The sequence below is a fragment of the Paracoccus sp. MBLB3053 genome, assembly GCF_031822435.1.
GTDB lineage: Bacteria > Pseudomonadota > Alphaproteobacteria > Rhodobacterales > Rhodobacteraceae > Paracoccus > Paracoccus aurantius.
In genome coordinates this window covers 530,083-556,147 of record NZ_JAVQLW010000001.1, presented here as the reverse complement: position 1 = coordinate 556,147, position 26,065 = coordinate 530,083, and the positions used below count along the sequence as shown (strand labels likewise).

The 26,065-nt window shown below is 63.8% G+C and carries 27 protein-coding genes; 22 read left to right on the top strand and 5 right to left on the bottom strand.

Features of this window, described 5'->3' with window-relative positions; all coding sequences use genetic code 11:
• From RGQ15_RS02760 to RGQ15_RS02690, 15 genes are all read left to right on the top strand, one after another.
• Positions 1-840, top strand: a complete 840-nt coding sequence (locus RGQ15_RS02760) for a ferredoxin--NADP reductase (RefSeq protein WP_311158688.1) — start codon at positions 1-3, stop codon at positions 838-840.
• A gap of 167 nt (positions 841-1,007) precedes the next feature.
• Positions 1,008-3,590 (top strand): type I DNA topoisomerase, encoded by a 2,583-nt coding sequence (gene topA, locus RGQ15_RS02755; protein ID WP_311158687.1) that lies wholly within the window; start codon positions 1,008-1,010, stop codon positions 3,588-3,590.
• A 145-nt stretch (positions 3,591-3,735) separates the two neighbouring features.
• Positions 3,736-4,464, top strand: coding sequence for a CoA transferase subunit A (locus RGQ15_RS02750; RefSeq protein ID WP_311158686.1), 729 nt, complete (start codon positions 3,736-3,738; stop codon positions 4,462-4,464).
• Positions 4,464-5,093, top strand: coding sequence for a 3-oxoacid CoA-transferase subunit B (locus RGQ15_RS02745; RefSeq protein WP_311158685.1), 630 nt, complete (start codon positions 4,464-4,466; stop codon positions 5,091-5,093). The genes RGQ15_RS02750 and RGQ15_RS02745 overlap by 1 nt, the downstream gene beginning before the upstream one ends.
• Before the next feature lie 80 nt (positions 5,094-5,173).
• Positions 5,174-5,770, top strand: a complete 597-nt coding sequence (locus RGQ15_RS02740; protein WP_311158684.1) for a hypothetical protein — start codon at positions 5,174-5,176, stop codon at positions 5,768-5,770.
• A 20-nt stretch (positions 5,771-5,790) separates the two neighbouring features.
• Entirely contained in the window at positions 5,791-6,195 is a 405-nt protein-coding gene (gene ybgC, locus RGQ15_RS02735) for a tol-pal system-associated acyl-CoA thioesterase (protein WP_311158683.1), read from the top strand.
• 97 nt (positions 6,196-6,292) lie between these two features.
• Positions 6,293-6,988: a protein TolQ gene (tolQ, locus tag RGQ15_RS02730; protein WP_311158682.1), complete on the top strand. Its 696-nt coding sequence runs from the start codon at positions 6,293-6,295 to the stop codon at positions 6,986-6,988.
• Positions 6,988-7,455, top strand: coding sequence for an ExbD/TolR family protein (locus RGQ15_RS02725; RefSeq protein WP_311158681.1), 468 nt, complete (start codon positions 6,988-6,990; stop codon positions 7,453-7,455). The genes tolQ and RGQ15_RS02725 overlap by 1 nt, the downstream gene beginning before the upstream one ends.
• A 4-nt stretch (positions 7,456-7,459) precedes the next feature.
• Positions 7,460-9,007 (top strand): cell envelope integrity protein TolA, encoded by a 1,548-nt coding sequence (gene tolA / locus RGQ15_RS02720; RefSeq protein WP_311158680.1) that lies wholly within the window; start codon positions 7,460-7,462, stop codon positions 9,005-9,007.
• A 60-nt stretch (positions 9,008-9,067) separates the two neighbouring features.
• Positions 9,068-10,393, top strand: coding sequence for a Tol-Pal system beta propeller repeat protein TolB (gene tolB, locus RGQ15_RS02715; RefSeq protein WP_311158679.1), 1,326 nt, complete (start codon positions 9,068-9,070; stop codon positions 10,391-10,393).
• Between the two features lie 21 nt (positions 10,394-10,414).
• On the top strand, positions 10,415-10,924 hold the full coding sequence (gene pal, locus RGQ15_RS02710) for a peptidoglycan-associated lipoprotein Pal (RefSeq protein ID WP_311158678.1): 510 nt from the start codon (positions 10,415-10,417) through the stop codon (positions 10,922-10,924).
• Positions 10,924-11,853 (top strand): tetratricopeptide repeat protein, encoded by a 930-nt coding sequence (locus RGQ15_RS02705; RefSeq protein ID WP_311158677.1) that lies wholly within the window; start codon positions 10,924-10,926, stop codon positions 11,851-11,853. The genes pal and RGQ15_RS02705 overlap by 1 nt, the downstream gene beginning before the upstream one ends.
• Before the next feature lie 5 nt (positions 11,854-11,858).
• Positions 11,859-13,127 (top strand): tRNA lysidine(34) synthetase TilS, encoded by a 1,269-nt coding sequence (gene tilS / locus RGQ15_RS02700; protein ID WP_311161019.1) that lies wholly within the window; start codon positions 11,859-11,861, stop codon positions 13,125-13,127.
• A 60-nt stretch (positions 13,128-13,187) separates the two neighbouring features.
• Positions 13,188-15,086, top strand: a complete 1,899-nt coding sequence (ftsH, locus tag RGQ15_RS02695; protein ID WP_311158676.1) for an ATP-dependent zinc metalloprotease FtsH — start codon at positions 13,188-13,190, stop codon at positions 15,084-15,086.
• A gap of 326 nt (positions 15,087-15,412) precedes the next feature.
• The gene (locus tag RGQ15_RS02690) at positions 15,413-15,727 is read left to right on the top strand and encodes a chorismate mutase (RefSeq protein WP_311158675.1); all 315 of its coding nucleotides are present in this window, start codon (positions 15,413-15,415) and stop codon (positions 15,725-15,727) included.
• Here the strand turns inward: RGQ15_RS02690 and RGQ15_RS02685 are convergent.
• The 5 genes from RGQ15_RS02685 to ruvC are packed head-to-tail and all read right to left on the bottom strand — an operon-like array spanning position 15,724 to position 19,259.
• Complete coding sequence (locus RGQ15_RS02685; protein WP_311158674.1) at positions 15,724-16,134, bottom strand: PaaI family thioesterase; 411 nt, start codon at positions 16,132-16,134, stop codon at positions 15,724-15,726. The genes RGQ15_RS02690 and RGQ15_RS02685 overlap by 4 nt on opposite strands.
• A complete protein-coding gene (ruvB, locus tag RGQ15_RS02680) occupies positions 16,127-17,152 on the bottom strand; it encodes a Holliday junction branch migration DNA helicase RuvB (RefSeq protein ID WP_311158673.1) in 1,026 nt (341 codons plus the stop codon). Before ruvB ends, RGQ15_RS02685 begins: the two co-directional genes overlap by 8 nt.
• Entirely contained in the window at positions 17,149-18,069 is a 921-nt protein-coding gene (gene htpX, locus RGQ15_RS02675) for a zinc metalloprotease HtpX (protein WP_311158672.1), read from the bottom strand. Before htpX ends, ruvB begins: the two co-directional genes overlap by 4 nt.
• A gap of 7 nt (positions 18,070-18,076) precedes the next feature.
• Positions 18,077-18,754, bottom strand: coding sequence for a Holliday junction branch migration protein RuvA (gene ruvA / locus RGQ15_RS02670; protein ID WP_311158671.1), 678 nt, complete (start codon positions 18,752-18,754; stop codon positions 18,077-18,079).
• Positions 18,755-18,764: 10 nt separating this feature from the next.
• Complete coding sequence (gene ruvC / locus RGQ15_RS02665; RefSeq protein WP_311158670.1) at positions 18,765-19,259, bottom strand: crossover junction endodeoxyribonuclease RuvC; 495 nt, start codon at positions 19,257-19,259, stop codon at positions 18,765-18,767.
• Between the two features lie 133 nt (positions 19,260-19,392).
• Between ruvC and RGQ15_RS02660 the strand changes: the two genes are divergently transcribed.
• The 7 genes from RGQ15_RS02660 to RGQ15_RS02630 all read left to right on the top strand — a co-directional run bounded on the left by RGQ15_RS02660 (position 19,393) and on the right by RGQ15_RS02630 (position 26,036).
• Positions 19,393-22,236, top strand: coding sequence for a monovalent cation/H+ antiporter subunit A (locus tag RGQ15_RS02660; RefSeq protein ID WP_311158669.1), 2,844 nt, complete (start codon positions 19,393-19,395; stop codon positions 22,234-22,236).
• Positions 22,236-22,610: a Na+/H+ antiporter subunit C gene (locus tag RGQ15_RS02655; RefSeq protein ID WP_311158668.1), complete on the top strand. Its 375-nt coding sequence runs from the start codon at positions 22,236-22,238 to the stop codon at positions 22,608-22,610. Before RGQ15_RS02660 ends, RGQ15_RS02655 begins: the two co-directional genes overlap by 1 nt.
• Complete coding sequence (locus RGQ15_RS02650) at positions 22,607-24,199, top strand: monovalent cation/H+ antiporter subunit D (protein ID WP_311158667.1); 1,593 nt, start codon at positions 22,607-22,609, stop codon at positions 24,197-24,199. The genes RGQ15_RS02655 and RGQ15_RS02650 overlap by 4 nt, the downstream gene beginning before the upstream one ends.
• Positions 24,196-24,687, top strand: coding sequence for a Na+/H+ antiporter subunit E (locus RGQ15_RS02645; RefSeq protein WP_311158666.1), 492 nt, complete (start codon positions 24,196-24,198; stop codon positions 24,685-24,687). Before RGQ15_RS02650 ends, RGQ15_RS02645 begins: the two co-directional genes overlap by 4 nt.
• On the top strand, positions 24,684-24,953 hold the full coding sequence (locus RGQ15_RS02640) for a K+/H+ antiporter subunit F (RefSeq protein ID WP_311158665.1): 270 nt from the start codon (positions 24,684-24,686) through the stop codon (positions 24,951-24,953). Before RGQ15_RS02645 ends, RGQ15_RS02640 begins: the two co-directional genes overlap by 4 nt.
• Before the next feature lie 9 nt (positions 24,954-24,962).
• Entirely contained in the window at positions 24,963-25,340 is a 378-nt protein-coding gene (locus RGQ15_RS02635) for a Na+/H+ antiporter subunit G (protein ID WP_311158664.1), read from the top strand.
• 111 nt (positions 25,341-25,451) lie between these two features.
• On the top strand, positions 25,452-26,036 hold the full coding sequence (locus RGQ15_RS02630) for a CAP domain-containing protein (RefSeq protein ID WP_311158663.1): 585 nt from the start codon (positions 25,452-25,454) through the stop codon (positions 26,034-26,036).
• Positions 26,037-26,065: the final 29 nt, after the last annotated feature.

Genomic DNA, 26,065 nt, shown 5'->3' with positions numbered 1-26,065 from the left:
ATGACACTGGATCTCTCCGTGGCCGATGCTGCCGTGAAACCCGCCAAGACCCTGCCCGACGCGCAGACCGTGACCGCGGTCACGCATTGGAGCGATACGCTGTTTTCCTTCCGCGTGACGCGCCCTGCGTCGCTGCGCTTCCGTTCGGGCGAATTCGTGATGATCGGGCTGCCCGGCGAGAACGGCAAGCCGATCCTGCGCGCCTATTCCATCGCCTCCCCCAATTGGGACGACGAGCTGGAATTCTACTCGATCAAGGTGCCGGACGGGCCGCTGACCTCGAAGCTGCAATTGATCCAGCCGGGCGACGAGATCATCCTGCGCCCGAAGCCCGTCGGCACGCTGGTCCTGGACGCGCTGCTTCCGGGTAAGCGGATGTGGTTCCTGGCCACCGGAACGGGCCTTGCGCCCTTCGCCTCGCTGATGCGCGACCCGGAAACCTACGAGCGCTACGAGCAGGTCATCATGATGCATACCTGCCGCACCGCCGAGGAACTGAACTACGGGCGCGAGCTGGTCGAGAACCTGCGGCACGATCCGCTGCTGGGCGAGATCTATGGCGAGGATTTCGCCAAGCGGCTGCTGTATTACCCGACCACAACCCGCGAAGAGAGCCCGTTCATGGGCCGGATTACCGACAACCTGACCTCGGGCAAGGTGTTCGAGGATCTCGGCCTTCCGCCCATGAATACCGAAAATGACCGCGCCATGGTTTGCGGCAGCCTTGCCTTCAACGTGGATGTGAAGGCGGTTCTGGAAGGCTTCGGACTTCGCGAGGGCGCCAACAGCGATCCCAAGGAATTCGTGGTGGAAAAGGCCTTTGTGGGCGAAGGCGTGTGATTTCAGCGGGGGCGTTTCGCCCCCGTTTTTCGCTTTTTTCGGCCCGTGCGTAGCTCGCGCGGGCCGATTCATCTTATAGCTGAATTTGGGATCATCAGCAGGCCGGCGTTGACAGTTCGTCACCTGACGCCCATTTTCCCGGCCCGAATCATCTCGAGGGATTTTGCATGCCTGTCGTCGTCGTCGAATCTCCGGCCAAGGCCAAGACGATCAACAAATACCTTGGTGACGACTATACGGTTCTGGCCTCGTTCGGGCATGTCCGGGACCTGCCGCCCAAGGATGGCAGCGTCGATCCTGACGCCGATTTTGCCATGAAATGGGAAGTTGCCTCGGATTCGAAGAAGCACGTCAAGGCGATCAAGGATGCCCTGGCGTCCGATCCGAACCTGATCCTCGCCACCGACCCGGATCGCGAGGGCGAGGCGATTTCGTGGCATCTGCTCGAAGCCCTTTCGCCTGCGCTCAAGAAGGGCGCGCAGGTCAGCCGCGTGACCTTCAACGCCATCACCAAGAATGCCGTGACCGAAGCGATGGCGGCCCCGCGCCAGATCGATCAGCCCTTGGTCGACGCCTATCTGGCGCGTCGCGCGCTGGACTATCTGGTTGGCTTCAACCTGTCGCCGGTGCTGTGGCGCAAGCTGCCGGGCGCGAAATCGGCGGGCCGGGTGCAATCGGTCGCGCTGCGCGTCATCGTCGATCGCGAGATGGAGATCGAGGCCTTCAAGGCCCGCGAATATTGGTCGGTGCACGCCAAGCTCGCGACCCCGCGCGGCGACCAGTTCGACGCGAACCTGACCGTTTATGGCGGCAAGAAACTGGATCGCTTTGACCTCGCGACCGAAAAGGACGCGATGCTGGCCGTCTCGGCGATCGCTTCGCGCGACCTGAAGGTCATGAGCGTCGCCGCGAAACCCGCGAGCCGGAACCCATGGCCGCCTTTCATGACCTCGACCCTGCAGCAGGAGGCCAGCCGCAAGCTGGGCCTCGGCGCGCGGGCCTGCATGTCGGCGGCGCAGCGGCTCTATGAGGCGGGTTACATCACATACATGCGGACCGACGGCATCGACATGGCCCCCGAGGCGGTGATGTCGGCCCGCGACGCGATCAAGAAGCGCTTCGGCGAGGAATACCTCCCCTCCAGCCCGCGCATGTACAAGAACAAGGCCAAGAACGCGCAGGAGGCCCATGAATGCATCCGGCCGACCGACATGTTCGTGTCGCCCGAGAAGCTGCCCGTTTCGGACAAGGACCAGAAGGCGCTTTACGACCTGATCTGGAAGCGCACGATTTCCAGCCAGATGGAATCGGCCCGGATGGAGCGCACGACGGTCGAGATCGGCTCGGACGACGCCCAGATCGGACTGCGCGCGACCGGGCAGGTGATGATGTTCGACGGCTTCCTGAAGGTCTACGACCAGGGCCGCGACGACGAGGAAGACGAGGACAGCCGCCGCCTGCCGCCGATCAAGGAAGGCGAAAAGGCTGAGAAGCGCGGGATCAATCCCGAGCAGCACTTTACCCAGGCGCCGCCGCGCTACACCGAGGCGACACTGGTCAAGCGCATGGAAGAGCTCGGCATCGGCCGGCCTTCGACCTATGCCTCGATCGTCACGACGATCCAGGACCGCGACTATGTCCGCAAGGAACAGAACCGCCTGATCCCCGAGGACAAGGGCCGGCTGGTTACCATCTTCCTGCTGAAGTATTTCCCCCGCTATGTCAGCTACGATTTCACCTCGAGCCTCGAAGGTGAGCTGGATGACATCTCCTCGGGCGAGCGCGCCTATCGCGAGGTGCTGCGCCGCTTCTGGAAGGATTTCACCGCGGCACTGGAAGGCACGAGCGAGCTTCGCATCAGCGAGGTTCTGGAGGCGATCGACGAGGCACTGGCCCCGCATCTCTATCCGCCGCGCGCCGACGGAACCGATCCACGCGAATGCCCGCTGTGTCACAAGGGTCGGCTGAATCTGAAGACCGCGCGTTCGGGAGGCGCCTTCATCGGCTGCACCAACTACCCCGAGTGCCGTTTCACGCGGCCGATCAGCAGCCCGGAAGGCGAGGTTGTGGGCGACACTGTGCTCGGCACCGACAATGGCGACGAAATCAGCCTGAAGAACGGCCGCTTCGGCCCCTATGTCCAGCGCGGCGAGGCGACGGAAGAAGTGCCGAAGCCACCGCGCGCCTCGGTGCCGAAAAGCTGGGATCTCGCTTCCGTTGATCTGGGACGTGCGCTGGCCCTGCTCGCGCTTCCGCGCGAGATCGGGCCGCATCCCGAGGATGGCGTCCCGGTCGAGGCTGGGATCGGGCGCTATGGTCCCTATGTGAAACACGCCTCGAAATATGTGAACCTGCCGGATGTCGATGAGGTCTTCACCATCGGAATGAATCGCGCGGTCGAGGTTCTGGCCTCGAAAACCACGCGCGGCAGGGCTGCGCCGGCGGCACCGCTTGCCGAACTGGGCGAGCATCCCGAGGGTGGTCCAGTGCAGGTGCTGAACGGTCGCTATGGCCCCTATGTCAAATGGGGCAAGGTCAATGCGACGCTTCCGCGCGATCTTGAACCGGGTTCGGTCACGTTGGAACGTGCGCTGGAACTGATCGCGGAAAAGGCCGCGAAATCGGGCAAGAAGCCCGCCAAGAAGGCTGCTGCCAAGACTGCCGAAAAGAAGCCCGCCGCGAAAAAGGCAACGGCCAAGAAGTCCGCCGCCAAGAAGCCTGCCGCTAAAACCAAGACGGCCGAGGAATAGGCCCCTCATCTTTCAGAGATCCTGTAGCGATCCTGTAGTGCCCGGCGTGATCAGACGCCGGGCAGTCTTGTTTACGCGGCGGTGCAGCGCGTTGACTCTGCCCGGCAAGCCCGCCACAAATTTCTGACCTGAGGCGGAGGAATTGATGAAGAAGCTTTATGGCAGCGCGAGCGAGGCGCTGGAGGGTGTCCTGCGGGACGGAATGCTGATCGCGGCCGGTGGCTTCGGGCTGTGCGGTATTCCGGAATTGCTGATCGACGCGATCCACAAGGCCGGGGCCAAGGATCTGACGATCGCCAGCAACAATTGCGGGGTGGACGGCTTTGGTCTGGGCATCCTGCTGGATTCGCGCCAGATCAGGAAGATGATCTCGTCCTATGTCGGTGAGAACGCCGAGTTCATGCGGCAGTATCTCTCGGGCGAGCTTGAGCTGGAATTCAACCCGCAAGGCACGCTGGCCGAGCGCATGCGCGCAGGCGGCGCGGGTATCCCCGGCTTCTACACCAAGACCGGCGTCGGCACGGTGATCGCCGAGGGCAAGGAGCACAAGGATTTCGACGGCGAGACCTATATCCTCGAGCGCGGGATCGTCGCCGACCTCGCCATCGTCAAGGGCTGGAAGGCCGATGAATCGGGCAACGTCGTCTTCCGCAAGACGGCGCGGAACTTCAACGTGCCGGCGGCGAAATGCGGCCGCGTCTGTATCGTCGAGGTCGAAGAGATCGTGCCGACGGGCAGCCTTGATCCCGATGCGATCCACCTGCCGGGCATCTATGTCCACCGCCTGATCCAGGGCGCGCATGAAAAGCGCATCGAGCAGCGCACGACGCGTTCGCGCGTCTCCGACACGACCCACAAGAAGGAGGCCGTCTGATGCCTTGGGATCGGAACCAGATGGCCGCTCGGGCGGCGCAGGAACTGCAGGACGGCTGGTATGTGAACCTCGGGATCGGCATTCCGACCCTGGTCGCGAACTACATCCCCGAAGGCGTCCACGTCACGCTGCAATCGGAAAACGGCATGCTTGGCATCGGTCCCTTCCCCATTGAAGGCGAAGAGGATGCAGACCTGATCAACGCAGGCAAGCAGACGGTCACCGCCCTGCCGCAGACCGCGTTCTTCGACAGTGCCGAAAGCTTTGCGATGATCCGCGGCGGCAAGATCGCGATGGCGATCCTGGGCGCGATGGAGGTCGCCGAGAACGGCGATCTGGCGAACTGGATGATCCCCGGAAAGCTCGTGAAGGGCATGGGCGGCGCGATGGACCTCGTCGCGGGCGTAAAGCGCGTGGTCGTGGTCATGGACCATACGAACAAGGCCGGCGAATCGAAGGTGCTGAAGACGTGCACCCTGCCGCTGACCGGGCAAGCGGTCGTGAACCGGATCATCACCAATTTTGGCGTGCTCGACGTGGTCGAGGGCGGGTTGAAGATCGTCGAGTTGGCGGAGGGCGTTTCTGAAGAGGCGCTTCGTGCCGCGACCGAGGCCACCATCGTCGACTGAACTGCTGGTCAAAATGCGCCGAGGCGGCTATCTGCCCCTCGGCGGCTCGTACCGCGAGACAGTCCCGAGGATGTGGGTGCATGACGAAAACCGCCGCGGACGGCTTTGGCCCTGACCAGATCGCAGCCCTGTTCACCCGGGATGGGCGCTATCTTTGCGCGCGCTGGGGCAGACCGGTCGCACCGGTGATCTTCGGGCTTTCGGACGAGACGCTTGAAATCTTCCGCGACGTCACGCGGGCCGCCCTGGCCCATACCGGCCACCCCATCGCCGAAACCGATCCCGAAATGGGCGCGAACCTGATGTGCTTCTTCGTGCGCGATTGGGACGAGCTTGCAGAGCTTCCGGATCTGGCGGCACTGACCGGGCAGGAGGACCTGCCGCAGCGGCTGACAGGTTCGGCCGCGGACCAGTACCGCATCTTCCGTTTCGATGTGGATGGCGGCATCCGCGCCTGCATGACCTTCGTCAAGATGGGTGGGCGACTTGCCGACATTCATCCCGCCGAACTGGCCGAAGCGATGGTCATGCGCGCGCTGCTGACATTTGCGCAGGATGTCACGCCGTCGCGCGAATTGGCCGAACTGATCCGCGCCGCCTATGACCCCGTGCTGCCCGTTGCGGCCTCGGACCCCTCGCATGCGCTGCGTCTGGCGGCGCGTCTGCCGCGTCTATGACCCGCCCAGAAGGAGCCGCCATGCACCAGTTTCCAGTGCGCGTCTATTACGAGGATACCGACCTTGCCGGCATCGTCTATTACGCGAATTACCTCAAGTTCATCGAACGCGCCCGCAGCGAATGGCTGCGCGACCTGGGAATCGATCAGGTCGCCATGAAGGCTGCCGGGCTTGTTTTCGTGGTCCGCCGGATCGAGGCCGACTACCTGTCTCCGGCGCGCTTTGACGATGCCCTGATCGTCGAATCCCGTCTGCATGAGATGGGCTCGGCCCGGATCATCATGTGCCAGAAGGTCCATCGCGAAGGAAAACCCCTTTTCTCGGCCGTGGTGACGCTTGTCTGCGTGAACGATGCAGGACGGCCGGTCAGACTGCCCGAGACGCTGGCACAAAGCTTTCCCCGGCCGATCGCGGTCTGCTCCTGACGCAGAATTGACGCATGCGGGCTTTGTATGGCCCGACCATTCTGGTAATTCGCCCTGCAGAAGCCGCTGCAGCGGCCAAAACGCACAGGCCTGATTCATGGAACAACTCGCCGGAGCCGGCCAGACGGTCGACTTTTCCTTGCTCGCCCTTTTTGCACGGGCGTCACTGACCGTTCAGATCGTGATGGTGATGCTGGTCTTTGCCTCGTTCTGGGCCTGGGCAATCATCATCCAGAAGTTCATCTCCTTCGGAGCAGCCAAGCGCGAGGCGGATCGTTTCGACAGGGCCTTCTGGTCGGGCCAGCCGCTTGATGATCTGTTCGACAGGGTCGGCGAAAGCCCTTCGGGTGCCGCCGAACGCATCTTCTCGGCGGGCATGACCGAATGGCGGCGCAGTCACCGCGACGATGGCGGCCTGATCGCCGGAGCCACGGCGCGGATCGACCGTGCCATGAACGTGGCCATCAACCGCGAGAATGACCGCCTGACCCGCGGATTGCCCTTCCTTGCCACCGTCGGTTCGACCGCACCGTTCATCGGGCTGTTCGGTACCGTCTGGGGCATCAAGACCGCATTCGAAGAAATCGCGATCTCGCAGAACACGTCACTTGCCGTCGTGGCCCCCGGCATTGCCGAGGCCCTTGTGGCGACCGCACTGGGCCTGCTCGCGGCCATTCCGGCGGTGATCTTCTACAACAAGCTCAGCGCGGATTCGGACCGGATCGTGGGCGGCTACGAATCCTTCTCGGATGAGTTCTCGACCATCCTGTCGCGCCAGTTGGAAGACGACTGATGGGGGCGGGGGTCGTCAAGAACAACCGCCGGGGCAGGGGGCGCGCCAAGTCCCAGCCGATGGCGGAAATCAACGTCACGCCCTTTGTGGACGTGATGCTGGTGCTGCTGATCATCTTCATGGTGGCGGCCCCGCTGCTGACCGTTGGTGTCCCGCTTGAATTGCCCAAGACGGCCGCGCAATCGGTGCCGGCGGAACCCGAAGAGCCGCTTTCCGTCTCGGTCACGCCCGAGGGACCGATCCTGGTCATGACGACCGAGGTGCCCGAGGATGAGCTGATCGCCCGCCTGCGTGCTGTTGCCGCCGAACGGCAGAGCGACAAGATCTACCTGCGCGCCGACGGATCGATCCCCTATGCCCGGATCATGGAGGTCATGGGGGCTTTGAACGCGGCAGGCTTCAACAATATCGTGTTGGTCACGGATTCGGGCGGCCCCCGGATGGATGGCCAGGCCTCTGAAGGCTAGGGCGATGGATCGTTCCGACCGCATTGGTTACTGGGTCTCGGGTGTCGCGCACGCCGGGCTGCTCGGCTTTGCGGTCGTGGGTGGGGCGCTGTTCCGACCGCAGCCGCTGGAGGCGATCCGCATGGCCGAAGTTTCGACCATGTCCGAGGCCGAATTCCAGGCCCTTGCATCCGCTGCCGCGGGTCGCGGCCCGGTCGATAGTACCGCCGAGACGATCCCCGCACAGCCGCGTCCGCCCGCTGACGAGGTCGTGCTCGGGGCGCCCGAGTCGCAGAGCCCGCCCGGTCCTGCCGCGAATGCCGCCGAGCTCAGCCGACCTTCCGCCCAGCCCGAGGAACGGCCGGATCTTTCCGATTTCGAGGATCAGCCTGCCCCGGTGGTAGTTGCGACGATCGCGCCGCAGCCGAACCAGCCCGACCCGGCCGAAGAGCAGGCGTCGCTGCCTGCGAATGCCTCGCGTCCCAATCCCGCGCGCGAGGCAGTCCAGCCGCAAGCCCCCGCGCCGGTTCCGCAGCGCTCGGAACTTGCGCCGATCGAATCCGCGCGTCCTCAAGGCCGTCCGGAAGGTCTGGCCGAGGCAGTTCAGGCCCGTCGCGAGGCTGCCGAGGCGGCGAAGCTGCGCGAAATAGCTCTGGCCCGCGCCGCGGAAGAAGCGGCTGCAGAAGAGGCCGCGACTAGGCGTCGTGAGGAGCAGTCGGCCAAGCGCGCCGCCGAGGAGCGCGCGCGCGAAGAGCGTCGCGAGGCTCAACGTCAGGAAGAGGCCGAAGCCGCTGCCCGCGAGGCTGCCGAAGCAAAGGAACGCGCCCGCCGCCTGGCCGCGGCAGAAGCCGCGGAATCTGCCGAGCGCGAGGCCGCGAGGGCCGCCGAAGAAAAACGCGCCGCCGAGAAGAAGGCAGCTGCCGAGAAAGCCGCGGCGGAGAAGGCAGCCGCAGAAAAGGCGGCAGCGGAAAAAGCTGCAGCCGAGAAGCGTGCCGCCGAAGCCAAGGCCAAGAAGGAGGCCGAGGAAAAGGCCGCCGCCGAGAAGAGAGCCGCCGAAGAAAAACGCGCCGCCGAGAAGAAGGCGGCAGAAAAAGCTGCCGCCGAAGCCAAGGCCAAGGAAAAGGCCGAGGCCGAGCGCAAGGCTGCGAACGAGGCGGCAAAGAAGGCTGCCCTGGCCGAAGCGATGAAGCAGGAAGAAGGCTCCGGCGGTTCGGGCGGCGGTGGCGCCGCAGCCAGCGGTCCGCCGCTGAGCCAAGGTGAAAAGGACGGCTTCCGCGTGGCGGTCGAGGCCTGCTGGAACCGGGGTTCGCTATCGACCGAGGCGAGCCGGACCAAGGTTTCCGTCCGCTTCTCGATGTCGCCGGACGGCATGCCCGAATCGGGTTCGCTGCGGATGATCGACCATAACGGACCTTCTGACGCTGTGGCGAAGCAGGCATATGAGGCCGCGCGGCGTGCGATCCTGATGTGTGCGGCGCGCAGCGGTGGCTACAAGCTTCCAGCGGAAAAATACAATCGCTGGAAGGATATCGTCATCGACTTCAACCCCAGCGGAAACGCGACGATCAAGTAGCGGCATGGCATACCTGATCGCGACAGCCTATCCTGCAACCAGACCTCACGAGGGCGATTCATGTTGCGTAAACTTTTTCTGACTTCTGCCCTGGCCCTTGCCGGTCTTGGCCTCGCTGCTCCGGTTTTGGCGCAGGACGGACCCCTTCGCATCGAGATCACCGATGGCGTGATCGAGCCGATGCCCTTTGCCATCTCCACCTTCCATGACGAGGGTGGGGCGGGTGAGCTTCTGTCACAGGTCCAGAGCCTGATCGCGGCGGACCTGACCGGGACGGGCCTTTTTCGCGAGATTCCGGCCAGCGCGCATATCGCGCGACCGGCCAGCTTTGAAACGCCGGTTACTTATGAGGACTGGAAGGCGATCAACGCCCAGGCGCTGATCACCGGTTCGGTCCGGGTCGAAGGCGGCAAGGTGATCGTCAAGTTCCGCCTGTTCGACGTCTTCGCCGGTCAACCACTGGGCGACGGAATGCAGTTCGATGCCGGGACCGGAAACTGGCGTCGCGCCGCCCATAAGGCGGCCGACCAGGTTTATGCCCGCCTGACGGGCGAAGGCCCCTATTTCGACAGCCGCGTCGCATTCGTGCAAGAGAGCGGCCCGAAGGACGCGCGCCGCAAGCGGATCGGCGTGATGGATTACGACGGCGCGAACGTGAAGTTCCTGACCGACGATTCCGCGCTGGTGCTGGCGCCGCGCTTTTCGCCGGATGGATCGCGTATCCTTTACACCTCATTCGCTTCGGGCTTCCCGACCGTCATGATGCTTGACGTGAATTCGCTGGCGACGCGTCCCTTGGGCGGCGAGCAGGGCACGATGAGCTTTTCGCCGCGCTTTTCCCCCGATGGTCGCTGGATCGTCTATTCGCTGGAGAAGAACGGCAATACCGACATCTTCCAGATGGATGCGGCCTCGGGAGCGCAACGCCCGCTGACCAATGCCCCATCGATCGAGACTTCGCCCAGCTTCAGCCCGGATGGCCGGCAGATCGTGTTCGAAAGCGACCGCTCGGGCCAGCCGCAGCTTTACATCATGTCCGCGAGCGGGGGTGAGCCCAAGCGGATCAGCTTTGGCGAAGGGCGCTATGGCACGCCGGTCTGGTCGCCTCGCGGGGACATGATCGCATTCACGCGGCAGGTCGGGGGCAAATTCCACATCGGCGTCATGCGCACCGATGGTTCGGAAGAAAAAATGCTGACCGAATCGTTCCTTGACGAAGGCCCGACTTGGGCCCCCAATGGGCGGGTCGTGATGTTCACCCGTGTGACGCCGGGCGGTGACGGCGAACCGCGCCTGCATTCGGTGGACATCACTGGACGCAACATGCGTCCGGTCAAGTTGAATGGCGCGGCCTCGGACCCTGATTGGGGTCCCTTGCTGCCGTAACCGCGGGGACTGGACAGGATAATGAAGACTTTCGTGAAATTCGCGGCGATCGGGGCGCTGCTGACCATTGCGGCTTGTTCGCGCCCGGCCCAGCAGGGGCCGCTGGTCAACGACCCCTACGCCAATATGGGTGCGGGCAGTGTCGGCGCCAGCGCGCTTCCGGGAACGGCCGAGCATTTCAAGGCGACTGCAGGTGATACGGTTCTGTTTCCCGTGGATCAGTCGACGCTGACCCCGGAGGCCCGGACAACGCTGGCCAATCAGGCGGGCTGGCTGAACCAGAACCAGGCGTTCTCGGCACGGATCGAGGGGCATGCGGACGAACAGGGCACGCGGGAATACAACCTTGCCCTGGGTGCACGCCGCGCAAGCTCGGTGCAGGAATACCTGATCTCGCAAGGTGTCGCGGCCGGACGGCTGCGCACGGTAAGCTATGGCAAGGAACGCCCGCTTGAAATCTGCTCGACCGAGGAGTGCTATACCAAGAACCGCCGCGCGGTGACCGTGGTCAGCCCCGGGGCAGGCATGTGATGCGCGCGCTCAAAAGCATGATCCTTGCGGCCGGGCTTGCGTTCTGCGCGCTGCCCGCTGCGGCTCAGGACCAGCAGACGCTGGCCGATATCCGGTCCGAACTGGCCCAGTTGTCGGCCGATCTGCAAAATCTGCGCGCCGAACTGGTCGCGACGGGCCCGGCCGGATATGCGGCGGCGGGTGGCGACAGTGCGATCGACCGGATGAACGCGATGGAGGCTCGGCTGCAGCAGCTGACCGGCCAGAGCGAGCGCTTGCAGAACCGCATCGACCGAATCGTGAAGGATGGAACAACCCGGATCGGGGATATCGAATTCCGCCTGTGCGAGATGGAAGAGGGATGCGACCTTGGCAGCCTGACCACGCCGACACTGGGCGACCAGGGCGGCGGCGCCTCGGCACTGCCCTTGTCGGACCAGCAAGGTTCGGTGACCAGCCCTCAGACCACCCCTTCGGCCGGGGTCGCCACTGCGGCGGAACAGGCCGATTTCGACCGGGCCCGGGAGGTGCTCGGTCAAGGTGACTTTCGTCGTGCTGCGGACCTCTTTGCGGCCGTCGCCCAGACCCATGCTGGCGGCCCGCTGACCGCAGAGGCGCTTTACCTGCGTGGGGCGGCGCTGGACGCGGCTGGCGATCTGACCGGCGCGGGCATCGCCTGGCTGGAAAGCTTCGCCGCCAATCCCAACGGCCCGCAGGCGGCGGATTCGCTGCTTGGCCTTTCGCGTGCGATGAGCGTCGCCGGTGGGCCCGAAGATGGCTGCTACTACCTGCAAGAGATCCTTGCACGTTTTCCCGATGCGCCCCAGGCCGTCGAGGCCGAGAAACGGATGGGCGATGCCGCTTGTGCGAGCGCCTTCGAGGCTGATGGCGAGGGCGATCCCGCTATGATGGACCCGGAGGCCGCGGCGGATCTGGCCGATGACCAGTGATCCAGATGCCTGGTGACCCGGATGGTTGCCCCAAGGCCGATCCGGTGGTCGATCAGGTGGGCGCGAATCTGACGCGGCTTGCAGGCGACCTGTCGCGAATCGGGATTGCGCTGTCCGGCGGAGGCGATTCCACCGCGCTCATGCATCTTGCGCATCGCTGGGCGGGGGGACGGCAGCTTTTTGCGGCTACGGTCGATCACGGCTTGCGGCCGGAAGCCGCGCAGGAAGCGCATGAGGCGCATCAGGCTGCATCCCGACTGGGCATTCCCCATGCAACATTGCTTTGGCGGCGCGACACCAAGGCGGGAAACCTGATGGCGGCGGCAAGGGATGCCCGTCTGCGATTGCTGTCGGGCTGGGCGCGCAGGAATGATCTTGAAGCGGTTCTTCTGGGCCATACGATCGACGATCAGGCCGAAACGATCCTGATGCGGCTGGCTCGGGGCTCCGGCGTGGACGGGATGGCCGGCATGGCCGAAATCCGTGGCGCGTTCGGAATGCGCTGGGTAAGGCCGATGCTCGGGGTGTCACGATCAGAGCTTCGCGATTGGCTCATGGGGCAGGGAATCGGCTGGATCGAGGACCCCTCGAACGAGAATGACGATTACGACCGCGTTCGCATCCGCAAGGCCATCGGGCTTCTGGACCTGCCCGCACGGCAACTGGCGCAATCGGCCGCGAATATGGCCATGGCCCGTGATGCGCTCCAGGATTTCGCGGCCCAGATCGCCAAGGGCGCAAACGCAGCCTTGGGCTCGCTCCAGCTTTCGCTGACGTCATTTCGGCGCGCCCCGCTCGAGATCAGGCGGCGACTTCTTGTCGCAGGGCTGCGATTTGTGAGCGGGGCCGATTACCCGCCCCGCCGCGAGGCGATCCTGCACGCGCTGGTGGCGTTGAACACCGCTCCGCGCATCACGTTGGACGGGGTGATCGTCGAGCCGCGTGGAGACCTGCTTCGCTTCATCCGTGAACCGGCGGCGGCCGCCCGTGCGGACGAGGCGCTGCCGGACGAGGCCGGAGCGGCTATATGGGACGAGCGCTGGCGGGTATCCGGCCTGCTGCCGGGCCAGGTCGTGCGCGCCCTTGGCCATGGTCCCCTGCCCGAACTGAACTGGCGTGCTTCGGGCCTTGGCCGGGACGAGGCCGCCGCCACCCCCGGCATCTGGCGGGGCGACAGCCTTGTCGCCGCACCGCTGCTGAAGGCGCATCGCCAGATCGGCGTCACCCCGCTTCGAGAACTGCCAGAGTTCACTGCTTTGCTCTATACTCATTGAACCTGCCGCCGGAATCCCTATTTTCAGGCCAAAGCCTGTCTACCCTTGGAGGATCTGCCTTTGGGCAACGCGCGCAATATCGCCTTCTGGGTGGTTCTGTTCTTGATGATTCTGGCGCTGTTCAATTTGTTCAGCGACGGCTCGTCGCAAATGAACAGCCGCCAGATCAGCTATTCGGACTTCATCCAGCGGGTCGATCAGGATCAGATCTCGTCGGTCAATATCGACGGTGAGATCATCGGCATCACTGGCAAGGACGGAAAGCAATATTCCACGGTCCGCCCGCAGGGTGAGGAAATCGCCGACCGGCTGATCGGCCAAGGCGTGGAAGTCCGTGTCGAACGTCAACAGCAATCTGGCTTCATGTCCCTGCTGGGCGTCTGGCTGCCCTTCCTGCTGCTGATCGGCGTCTGGATCTTCTTCATGAACCGTATGCAGGGCGGCGGTAAGGGCGGCGCGATGGGCTTCGGCAAGTCGCGCGCGAAACTGCTCACGGAAAAGCATGGCCGCGTGACCTTCGATGACGTCGCGGGCATCGACGAGGCCAAGGAAGAACTGGAAGAAATCGTCGAGTTCCTGCGCAACCCGCAGAAATTCAGCCGCCTCGGCGGCAAGATCCCGAAAGGCGCATTGCTGGTCGGTCCGCCCGGCACCGGTAAAACGCTTCTCGCCCGCGCCATTGCGGGCGAGGCGGGCGTGCCCTTCTTCACCATCTCGGGGTCCGACTTCGTCGAAATGTTTGTCGGCGTCGGTGCATCCCGCGTCCGCGACATGTTCGAGCAGGCCAAGAAATCCGCACCCTGCATCGTCTTCATCGACGAAATCGACGCCGTGGGCCGCGCCCGTGGCGTGGGCATCGGCGGCGGCAACGACGAGCGCGAGCAGACGCTGAACCAGCTGCTGGTCGAGATGGACGGCTTCGACGCCAACGAAGGCGTCATCATCATCGCCGCGACGAACCGCAAGGACGTGCTGGACCCGGCTCTGCTGCGTCCGGGTCGCTTTGACCGCCAGATCTATGTCCCCAATCCCGATATCAAGGGCCGCGAGAAGATCCTTGGCGTGCACAGCCGCAAGGTTCCCGTCGGACCGGATGTCGACCTTCGGATCATTGCGCGCGGCACACCGGGTTTCTCTGGCGCCGACCTCATGAACCTCGTGAACGAGGCCGCGCTGATGGCAGCGCGCCTGGGGCGGCGGTTCGTCTCGATGGAAGATTTCGAGAATGCCAAGGACAAGGTCATGCTGGGGGTCGAACGCCGCAGCATGGTCCTCACCCCCGAGCAGAAGGAAAAGACCGCCTATCACGAGGCCGGGCACGCCATCGTCGGCCTGAGTCTTCCGAAATGCGACCCGGTCTACAAGGCGACGATCATCCCGCGCGGTGGCGCGCTTGGCATGGTGGTTTCCTTGCCCGAAATGGACCGTCTCAACTTCCATAAGGACGAGGCCAAGCAGAAGCTTGCGATGACCATGGCCGGCAAGGCGGCCGAGATCATCAAATACGGTGAAGAAGGCGTCTCGAACGGGCCGGCCGGCGACATTCAGCAGGCAAGCCAGCTTGCGCGCGCCATGGTGATGCGCTGGGGGATGTCCGACAAGGTCGGCAACATCGACTATGCCGAAGCGCATGAGGGATATTCCGGCAATACCGGCGGTTTCTCTGTCTCGGCAGCGACGAAGGAGCTGATCGAGCAAGAGGTCCACGATCTCATCGAGCAAGGTTACCAGGATGCCTACCGTATCCTGACCGAGAAGAACGAAGAGTTCGAGCGGATGGCCAAGGGCCTGCTGGAATATGAGACGCTGACCGGAGAGGATATCGGCAAGATCATCCGCGGTGAGACGCTGGGTGGCGATGATGACACGCCAGGTTCGTCGATCCCGTCGGTGACCTCGATCCCGCGCGCAGGATCGAGCGGCGCCGCGGTCGAACCGGCGCCTCAACCTCAGGGGTGATCCAGAAATGAGCAACCCCCGGCCGCGCGGCCGGGGGTTGTCTATCTGGGTTGGGGTCCGGTCGATCAGAGCAACAGCAGCGCCACCGCTCCCATTGCGAGACCAAAGCCGAAACCGATGCTTATGACTGCGCTTGCTGCCTTCATATCTTCACCTTTCGCCAGATTGGAGCGGGCAGGCGCCCTGGCTCCCGTTGTCAGCAAAACCTCCAGACAGGGCGTTGGGTTCCCTTTTGGGCGAAACTTCGCCTATGCCGAGTGGCGTATCGGCAACATGCCGCCCAGAAGGGCGTTTCCGCCCAATCTTCCATCGCTGAAATGGACCACATGACCAGTTTCGAGCCCGTTCTTCCTGCGAATTCCGACATGCCGGCGCTGCGCGCCAAGATCGATGCGCTGGACGCGCGACTGGTGGTACTGCTCGCTGAGCGCTCTGCGTTGATCGACGAGGCCGCACGCATCAAGGCGCGCGAGCACCTGCCAGCACGGATCGACAGCCGGGTCGAGGAGGTCGCCGCGAATGCGCGACGGCTGGCCGCCGATCATGGGCTCGATCCAGCCCTGGCGGATCAGCTTTGGCGACTGATGATGGAGCATTTCATCGCTCAGGAGGATCGCGCGCTGTCAGGTCGCGCGACCTAGACCGGGATCATGGTGCCCTGGAGGATGGCGACGTGCTTGCGCTTGTCGGCGGTCACGGACCAGACATCTGCCGCAACGACCATGATGCGCCGGCCCGGACGGATCACGCGGCCCTCGGCAATCAGGTGATCCCCGACGGCGGGAGCCATCAGGTTGATCTTCATCTCGACGGTCATGACCTCGGCACCCTCGGGCATGAGGCTGAGCGCCGAGTAGCCCGCGGCAGAATCGCCGATGCTGAAGGCCAGGCCCGCGTGGCCCGCGCCATGTTGCTGCAATGACCCTGCAAGGATGGGGGCAAGGATCGTCACGCGGCCGGCATCAATCTTCGCAAGCTCGGCTCCTAGCGTCTGCATCATCGTCTGACGGCCGAAGCTTTCGCGAATACGCGCCTCGAATTCATTCATCGAACAGGCTTTCCTGCATGCGGGGGGCATCGAGCCCAAGATGCCGCCAGCCCAGCCGCGCCAGCATCCGACCGCGCGGCGTTCGGCTGACCAATCCCTGCTGCATCAGATAGGGCTCGATCACTTCCTCGATCGCGTCGCGACTTTCCGAAAGCGCCGCCGACAAGGTTTCGACGCCGACCGGGCCGCCCCCGTAATGCTCGGCCATCAGGGTCAGGTAGCGCCGGTCCGCCGTGTCGAGGCCGATATGGTCCACCCCGAGCCGAGTAAGCGCGATATCCGCGATCTCTCGGGTCAGGCGGCCGTCGCCCTCGACCAATGCGAAATCGATCACCCGCCGCAAGAGCCGCCCGGCGATACGGGGTGTGCCACGGGCGCGTTTCGCGATCTCTCTTGTGCCGGCGGGTTCGGAGGTGATGCCCATCAGTCGCGCGCCGCGTGTCACGATCAGGTCCAGTTCGTCGATCGTGTAGAACTGCAGCCGGGTCGGGATGCCGAAGCGGTCGCGCAACGGTGTCGTGAGCAAGCCCAGGCGCGTTGTCGCGCCAACCAGCGTGAACGGCTGTAACTCGATCCGGACGGTGCGGGCGGCGGGGCCTTCGCCGATGACCAGATCCAGCTCGAAATCCTCCATCGCGGGGTAAAGCACCTCTTCGACGGCCGGGTTCATGCGGTGGATCTCGTCGATGAAAAGGACGTCGCGGGCCTCGAGGTTGGTCAGGATCGCGGCAAGATCGCCCGCGCGGGCCAGCACGGGGCCCGAAGTCATCTTGAAGTTCACCCCCAGTTCACGGGCCATGATCTGCGCGAGCGTCGTCTTGCCCAGTCCGGGCGGGCCGTGAAACAGGGTGTGATCCATGGCCTTGCCGCGCATCCGGGCACTTTCGATGAAGACGCGCAAATTGGCGCGGGCTTCGGCCTGGCCCACGAAATCCTCAAGCATCTGCGGACGAAGGGCGCGATCCTCGCTGTCCGATTCGATCGGTTCGGGGCGCAGCATGGGGTCGGGCTGGCTCATCGGTTGTTCCACGGTCCGGCCTCGGATCGGCCCGTGGTCGGAATGCGCGAAGCTCCGAAGCCAGTGCCGCCACTTCCGGACATTGCCTGCAAACGGGCGATCCGATCTTCGGTCGCGGGATGGGTCGCGAACAGCCGGTCCATGCGCAAGGCGTGAAGCGGGTTGATGATGAACATCGAGGCGGATGCCGGGTTTCGCTCGGCCGGAATGTTCACGGTCTGCCCGGCCGCGCGCGAGATCTTCGCCAGGGCGGATGCAAGTGACATGGGCTTGCCGCAGATCTCGGCACCGATCCTGTCGGCCTCGTATTCCCGCGTGCGCGAGATCGCCATCTGCACGAGGCCGGCGGCCATCGGAGCGAAGATCATCGCGAGGATCGCGCCCAGCCCACCGCCGCGATTGTCGTCGCGCCCGCCGAACATGCTTGAGAACATCATCATGTTGCCCAGCATGGCAATCGCGCCCGCCATGGTTGCGGTCACGGTCATGATCAGCGTGTCACGGTGCTGAATATGCGCGAGCTCATGCGCGATCACGCCCGCGAGTTCGTCGCGGTCAAGGACGCCCATGATCCCCTGCGTCACCGCCACGGCGGCGTTTTCCGGGTTTCGACCCGTCGCGAAGGCGTTGGGCTGCTCGGTCGCGAGGATATACACCTTGGGCATGGGCAAGTTCGCGCGCTGCGCGAGATCGGCCACCATGTCCACGAGTTCGGGGGCCTGCTGGCGGGTCACGAGCATCGCGCCCTGCTGGCGCAAGACGGCCTTGTCGCTGTTCCACCAGGCCCATAGATTTCCTGCGCCCGCGAAGATCAGCGCCAGGACGGCGCCACCCTGTCCGCCGATCAGATATCCCATCGCCATGACCAGCGCGGTCATGGCCGCCATCAAGACGAAGGTGCGCAGGTTTCCGGTCATTCTCGCCTCACTCTTTCGGAGCCAGCAGCCTGAGCGCTGCGCGGATCAACGCGGTGGTCGACGCGCCCGGTTCCTGGCCAGATGCCTCGGCCACGGCACTCGCGGCTTCCGAGGGAGCATAGCCCAGATTGGAAAGCGCCGACAGCGCGTCCGCAGTTGCCTGCGCATTGGTGTCGATGCGGGGCGTGGGGGCAGATTTCTTGGGCACGGAGGTTTCGACGACCGATTCTGCGTCGGGCAGGGGGCCGGTGTCGACGGTCAGGCTGCCGCCAAGCGCCATGATCGCGGGCGCCTTGTCCTTGAGTTCCATCGTGATGCGCTGCGCGAGCTTTGGTCCCACGCCCGGAGCCTTGCGAAGGGCTGACCAGTCGCCAAGTGCCAGCGCACGCGACAGCCCGTCGGCCGAAAGCGTGCCCAGAATGGCAAGCGAAACCTTGGCGCCAACCCCTTGGACCGAGGTGAGAAGCCGATGCCATTCCTTTTCCAGCAGGGTGGGAAAGCCGAAAAGCTGCAACAGGTCCTCGCGCACCAGAAATTCCGTATAAAGCGCGGTGGCCTGACCCGCCGGCGGCAGGCCCGCGGCGGTTCGCTCGCTCACATGGACGATATAGCCCACACCTCGCACGTCGATCAGCACATGATCTTGCGCCCGGTGAAGGATTGTCCCCGCGATACGTCCGATCATTCGCTGTTCCTCATGCCTTGATCTTGATGCGCAGGGAGCGGCCCTGCAGGTGATGTGCGTGGCAGATGGCCACGGCAAGGGCATCTGCCGCGTCGGGGCCCTCGAAGGCCACGCCGGGCAGCATGAAACGCACCATGTGCTGGATCTGCTCCTTGGCGGCATGGCCGACGCCGACCACGCTTTTCTTGACCGCGTTCGGGGCATATTCGCCGATCTCAATTCCGACGCTGGCCGGGGCAAGCAGGGCAATGCCCCGCGCCTGACCCAGCTTGAGCGTGCCGACGGCGTCCTTGTTCACGAAAGTCTGTTCGACGGCTGCAGCCACGGGGGCGTGTTCGGCGATCACGTCGCACAATCCCCGATAAAGTGTGGCAAGTCGCGGGCCCAATTCGCTTCCCTCGGAATGAACGATGCCATTCGCGACGTGGCGCAAGCGGGGTCCGTCGACCGCGATCACGCCCCAGCCCATGTTCCTCAAGCCCGGGTCTATCCCGATGATCTTCATGCCTGCCCCGTTTTTTTCCAGTTCGTTAGCACGAAAGGAGAACATCTCCTAGCGTCAAGTTTCCCGGTGCCCGGATCGGGTTGACATTCAGGGGCCGTCTTTGGAGATAGAAGCGCCATCGGAAGGAGGATCCATGTCGCCCGCACTCATTGCCGCCCTTCCATTCATCGGCGCTTTGCTGCCGGGGCTATTGATCCGATCCGGGCGGGATGTGGCGGCCATGTCCTGCGGGGCAGCGACATTCGTGGCATTGCTGGGCCTGTGCCTGCATATCCCGGCCGTCATGGCGGGCGAGGTGATCACGACGCGCATCGATTGGCTGCCATCGCTTGGGCTCAACGCCAATTTCCGCATCGACGGGCTGGGGTTGCTGTTCGGCATCCTGATCCTTGGAATCGGTCTTCTGATCATCACCTATGCTCGTTTCTACCTGTCGCGGCATGATCCGGTCGGCGTGTTCTACACCTATCTGATGCTGTTCCAGGGCGCGATGATGGGAATCGTGCTGTCAGATAACATCCTGCTTCTGCTGGTGTTCTGGGAGCTGACTTCGCTGTCTTCGTTCCTTCTCATCGGCTATTGGAAGCATTTGCCGGAAGGCAGGCAGGGCGCGCGGATGGCGCTCACGGTGACCGGGATGGGCGGCCTTGCGATGATCGCGGGCATGCTGATCCTGGGCAATATTGCTGGCAGCTATGAAATTTCGGACATCCTGAATGCGCGCGAAGCGATCCAGGCGAGCCCGCTCTACCTGCCCGCGCTGCTGTTGATCCTGTTGGGCGCCTTCACCAAGTCGGCGCAGTTCCCGTTCCATTTCTGGTTGCCCCACGCCATGGCGGCGCCCACGCCCGTTTCGGCCTATCTGCATTCGGCCACCATGGTCAAAGCGGGACTGTTTCTGATGGCCCGGCTTTGGCCGGTCCTGTCGGGCACGCCCGAATGGTTCTATATCGTGGCGACGACCGGCCTGATCACGATGGTGATCGGCGCCTGGATCGCGCTTTTCCGCGATGACCTGAAGTCGCTGCTGGCCTTTTCGACGGTGTCCCATCTTGGCCTGATCACGATGCTGCTGGGGTTTGGAACCGAGGCGGCGGCCGTGGCGGCGGTTTTCCACATCATCAACCACGCCACCTTCAAGGCGGCGCTGTTCATGACCGCGGGCATCATCGACCACGAGGCAGGGACGCGATCGATTGCGCGCCTGGGCGGGTTGCGCAAGCTGATGCCGATTACCTTTGCGATCGGCACGATCTCGGCGCTTTCGATGGCCGGCGTCGCCCCTCTCAACGGCTTCCTGTCCAAGGAACTGATGCTGGAAGAGGCGACGCATACGGTCTGGCAGGGCAATCCCAGCCTGGTCTACGTCATGGCGACGATTGGTGCGCTGTTCTCGGTCGGCTATTCGCTGCGCTTCATCTGGCATGTCTTCTTCGGTGCCGAGCGTGACGATTATCCGCATAAGCCGCATGATCCGGGACTTGGGCTCTGGATCGGTCCGGCGATCCTGACCGTGCTTGTCGTGCTGATCGGTCTTTTCCCGAATGTCCTGGCCGCCTGGCTTGTCGAGGCGTCGGCCGCGGCGGTGACTGGCGGGCATCCGCATCCGCATTTTGCCCTGTGGCATGGCGTCACGCTTGCGCTGAAGCTGTCGATCATCGCAGTCGTGGGAGGTGCAATCCTGCTGGCATTGCACCCGCGGCTGCAGGCGCTCCACGCTGCGGTGCCCAGGCCGAATGCGAAAGCCATGTTCGACCGGGTCACGCTGGCCGTTCTTCATATGTCCCATCGGGTGACCGACCGCTTCACGAATGGCTCGATGGCGCGCGCCTTTGCCGCCTTCTGCCTGACGGTGCTGGCCTGCGGCTTCTGGGCGTTCTCGACCGGCGGCTACAGCGGCGCGGTCCGCCCGATGCTTCCGATAGAACCGGTCCCGCTGATCGGCTGGATCCTTCTGATGATCGCCACCGCCTGCATGGTGGCCTTCCACCGTATCCGCCTGCTTGCGCTGGTGCTCGTCGCCATTATCGGGCTGATCGTGTCGGGCTATTTCGTCTATCTCTCGGCCCCGGATCTCGCCCTGACGCAGATCTCGGTCGAGGTGGTGACGGTGATCCTGCTGCTGCTGGCGCTGAATTTCCTGCCCAAGCGCACGATCCTTGAAAGTCGAGATGGCAAGAGAGGCTTTGATGCCTTCATCGCGGCGCTGACGGGGATCGGTTTCGCGGGCCTGTCCTATGTGGTGATGCGCAGCGATTTCGCCATGGCCCCGATTTCGGAGTACATGCTGGCCAACAGCTACAAGCTGGGCGGTGGGCATAACGTCGTGAACGTCATCCTGGTCGACTTCCGCGGCTATGATACCTTCGGCGAGATCACCGTTCTTGGCATTGCCGCGCTTGCGATCTTTGCCCTGACCGAGACCTTGCTTGCCGGGGCAAGCGGTCGGCGCCTGCGCAACTGGGTCTATGACACCCGTCGGGCGGGCTCGCGCCACCCGCTGCTTGTCGTGGTCATCACGCGGCTTATCCTGCCGATCTCGCTGGTGGTGGGCATCTATATCTTCCTGCGCGGACACAACCTGCCGGGCGGCGGCTTTATCGCGGGACTTGTCGTGGCGATTGCGCTGGTATCGCAGTACATGGCCTCGGGCTTCGGCTGGGCGCAGGCGCGCAACAAGGTGCCCTATCACGCCATGATCGGCGCGGGCGTTATCGCGGCTGGCGTTACCGGTCTGGGGGCCTGGTTTGCCGGTTATCCGTTCCTCACCTCGACCTATGGCTACGTGAAGTTGCCCGGGATCGAGGAGTTCGAACTGGCGTCGGCCATGGGTTTCGACCTCGGCGTATTCCTTTGCGTGGTGGGCGCGGTGATGCTGGCGCTCAATTCGCTGTCGCGTATCGCGCGGCAGGCGGGCGAGACGGTGAATGTCAATCCGATGGATATCGACCCAAGTCTGAACGAGGGAGGCCGCTGATGGAACTTCTGCTATCAAGCGCGATAGGGATGCTGACTGCGGCCGGGGTGTACCTGATTCTGCGCCGCCGCAGTTTCGCGGTGGTGCTGGGCACCACGATGCTGAGCTACGCGATCAACATGTTCCTGTTCGCGACGGGAAGGCTGGTCGTGGATCAGCCGCCGATCATCCAGAAGGGCGTGACAAGCTATACCGATCCGTTGCCTCAGGCGCTTGTTCTGACGGCGATCGTGATCTCGTTCGGGATGACCGCGGTCACCGTGATGATGGCGCTCGGGGCATTTCTCGAAGGGGGCGATGATCGCGTGGACATGCCGCGTTCGGATCGCGAGCCCGAAGTCAGCCGCATCGATGCCGGGGAAGGGCGCGCATGAACCACATTCTGATTGCTCCCGTCATCCTTCCGGCGGTGATGGGCGCGCTCATCATCCTGTGGATGCGCGCGGATCTTCTGTTGCAGCGGGTTTTCTCGATCGCGGGCACGGCGCTTCTGCTGGGTGTCGCGATCTATCTCAACTGGCTCGCGAGTTCGGGCGAGGTCCTGGTCTATCGTCTGGGCAACTGGGCCGCGCCTTTCGGCATCGTGCTGATGCTCGACCGGCTTTCCGCGCTGATGGTGGCATTGACCGCGACACTCGCGCTGGCGGTGCAGCTTTACGCCTTCGGCTCGGGCTGGGATCGCAAGGGCTGGCACTTCCACGCGCTATGGCAATTCCAGATGATGGGCGTCTGCGGCGCCTTTCTGACAGGGGATGCCTTCAATCTCTTCGTCTTCTTCGAGGTTCTGCTGATCGCGAGCTACGGGTTGATGACCCATGGCGGCGGCCCGATGCGGCTACGCGCCGGGGTTCAGTATATCGCTTATAACCTTGCCGGTTCGACCCTGTTCCTCGCGGCGCTCGGTGTGCTTTATGCGGTGACCGGCACGCTCAACATGGCCGACATGGCCGCCCGCGTCGCGGTCATGCCGGCCGAAGATACAGCGCTGCTGCGCACGGGGGCCGTTCTCCTGATGCTGGTCTTCGCGATCAAGGCGTCGCTGGTCCCGCTGCATTTCTGGCTGCCGTCGACTTATGCGAACGCACCGGGGCCGGTCGCCGCGCTTTTCGCCGTCATGACCAAGGTCGGGGTCTATGCGATCATCCGCTTCTACACGCTCGTCTTCCCGCAGGATACGGTGATTGAACGCGTGGTCATGGACCTGCTGCTGCCAGCGGCGCTGTTCACACTGGCCATCGGCCAGATCGGCGTTCTCGGAACGCGGAACCTGGGCAGGCTTGCGGCCTTTGCCGCTGTCGGCTCGGTCGGGACGCTGATGATCGCGGTGTCGCAATTCACGCCGCAGGCCACGACGGCGGCAATCTACTATCTCATTCACTCGACCCTCGCGAGCGCTGCGCTTTTCCTTGTGGTCGACATGGTGGGCGCCCGGCGGGGTGATCTGTGGCTACGGCTCGACAGCGTGATGCCGGGCAATGGTATCGTGTCCGCCCTGTTTTTTGGCACCGCTATCGCCGTTGTCGGGATGCCGCCGTTTTCGGGCTTCATCGGCAAGTTGCTCGTTCTCGATGCGACGCGCGAGACGGTCGCCGCTCCGTGGATCTGGAGCACGGTCATCGTCACCTCGCTCATTGCCATCTATGGCATGGCGCGGGCGGGTTCGCTGGTCTTCTGGAAAGCTTATGAATTCCAGGACGTGCCGATGGCCGCTGCCGCGCCAGTACCGCCGAGCGTCGGCCCGATCCCGGCCAAGCTGGAACCAGACGAGCATATCCAGGACCTTGAGGATGCCGCCTCGCCTGCGCTCGCGGCCGCTTCTGTCGGCTTGCTGCTGGCAGGGATCGTCGCGCTTACCATCTTTGCCGGTCCGGTCACCCGCTTTGCACAGGACACGGCCGAGCAATTGCACAATCCGTCGATCTATCTCGGGGCCGTGCTCGAGGACCAGGAGGGCACGAAATGATCCGCCGCCTGCTGCCGCATCCCTATCTGTCGCTGGTCCTGATCGCCGTCTGGATGCTTCTCGTCAATCGCTGGGCCGTCGGCTCGCTGGTCTTTGCGGTCATGCTGGGGATCATCATCCCGATCATGACGGCGCCCTATTGGCCCGACACGGCCCGGTTGAAATCGCCGGCCAAGGTCCCGGCCTATTTGCTTCTGGTGATGTTGGATATCGTGAGGGCGAATTTCGCCGTCGCAAGTATCGTCCTGTTCAAGCGCCGTCGCGATCTCAAACCGGCATGGATCGTGGTTCCGCTGGAGTTGCGTCAACCCGAGGCGATCACGGCGCTTGCCTCGACGATCACGCTGACGCCCGGAACACTGACTTGCGATCTGTCCGAGGATGGCCATGCGCTGCTTGTCCATTGCCTGCATGCTCCCGACCCGACCGAGGTCGTAGACGAGATCAAGACCCGATATGAGGCGCGGCTGAAGGAGATCTTCGAATGATCGGTATGGCCCTTGGATTTGCCTATATGTGCTTCGGGCTCGCGATGCTTTTCTGCCTGTATCGGGTCGTCTTCGCGCCCGGTATCGCGGACCGGGTCTTGGCGCTGGATACGATGACGATCAATGCCATCGCGCTGCTCGCGCTGTTCGGCATCGACAAGGGCACCGGCATGTATTTCGAGGCCTCGCTGCTGTTTGCGATGGTCGGCTTCATTTCGACCGTCGCCTACGGGAAATTCATCCTGCGCGGCGACATCATCGAATAGGAGATGGGTATGGAACTGATCGGGGAAATCATCGTCTCGGTCCTGCTGGTGGTGGGGGGCTTCTTTGGGTTCGTCGGGTCCTACGGCCTGGTGAAGCTTCCCGATCAGATGACCCGGCTGCACGCGCCCACCAAATCCGCGACGCTGGGCGTGGGGGCGGTGCTGATCGCCTCGCTGGTCTGGTTTCCGCTCGAACATGGGCAACTGACGTGGCATGAGTTGCTGATCACGCTGTTCCTGTTCCTGACCGCTCCGGTCACGGGGAATATCGTCGCCAAGGCGAACCTGCACATGAATTGGCACCCCGATGACATCCCCGCACCTGAACCCGGCAAAACCTGGTCAACCTTTGGAGACCCCGCGCATGAGAACCTGCCGCGGCAGTGATCGCCTGGCTCTGCACAAGGAAGGCTCGCTGTAGCGCCGAAATTGCAATCTATGGTTGAATTTTATCGCGCCCAACCTATCTTGGCGCGATATCAGCAACATGTTGTCAGAATGCGCCATATCCTTGTTCTTGCCGCCCTTGCCTCATTGGTTTCGTGCGGCGCGCCTCAAACTGCTTCGATCCAGGAAGCCTCCGTCTCGACCAATCCGGCCACGCCCCGCGGTATCGTCCGCACGGACGGGCACGAAGCTGTGAGTGTTGCCTTTGCCAGCAGTGCAAGATGCGAGGCTCTGAATTCGTCCGAAGCCGCTCGTGCACTCGACCGGACGAATGCCGTTCGCGCTGCGGAAGGGCTGCCGATGCTTCGCGTCAATTCCAAGTTGCAGAAAGCGGCTGAACAGCAAGCCTGCGACATGGCGGGACGCGGAGTGATGGATCATCGCGGCGTGGCCTCGACCGGCCCGGGAATGCGGGTCAAGCAGCTTGGCTACAGACCGCGTATCACGGCCGAGAACATTGCTGCCGGGTCAGCCTCGCTGTTCGATCTTGAGGGGGTGCTGCATGAATGGGCGACCTCTGCACGGCACCGCGAGAATATGGTGATCCCCCAGATGAGGGAAATGGGGATTGGCCGCGCCTATTCGGCCGATGGGCGTCATGCCTATTGGTCCGTGGTTTATTCGGCACCGAAGTAAGGCATGGAAAAGCCGCGACCGGTGCCTGG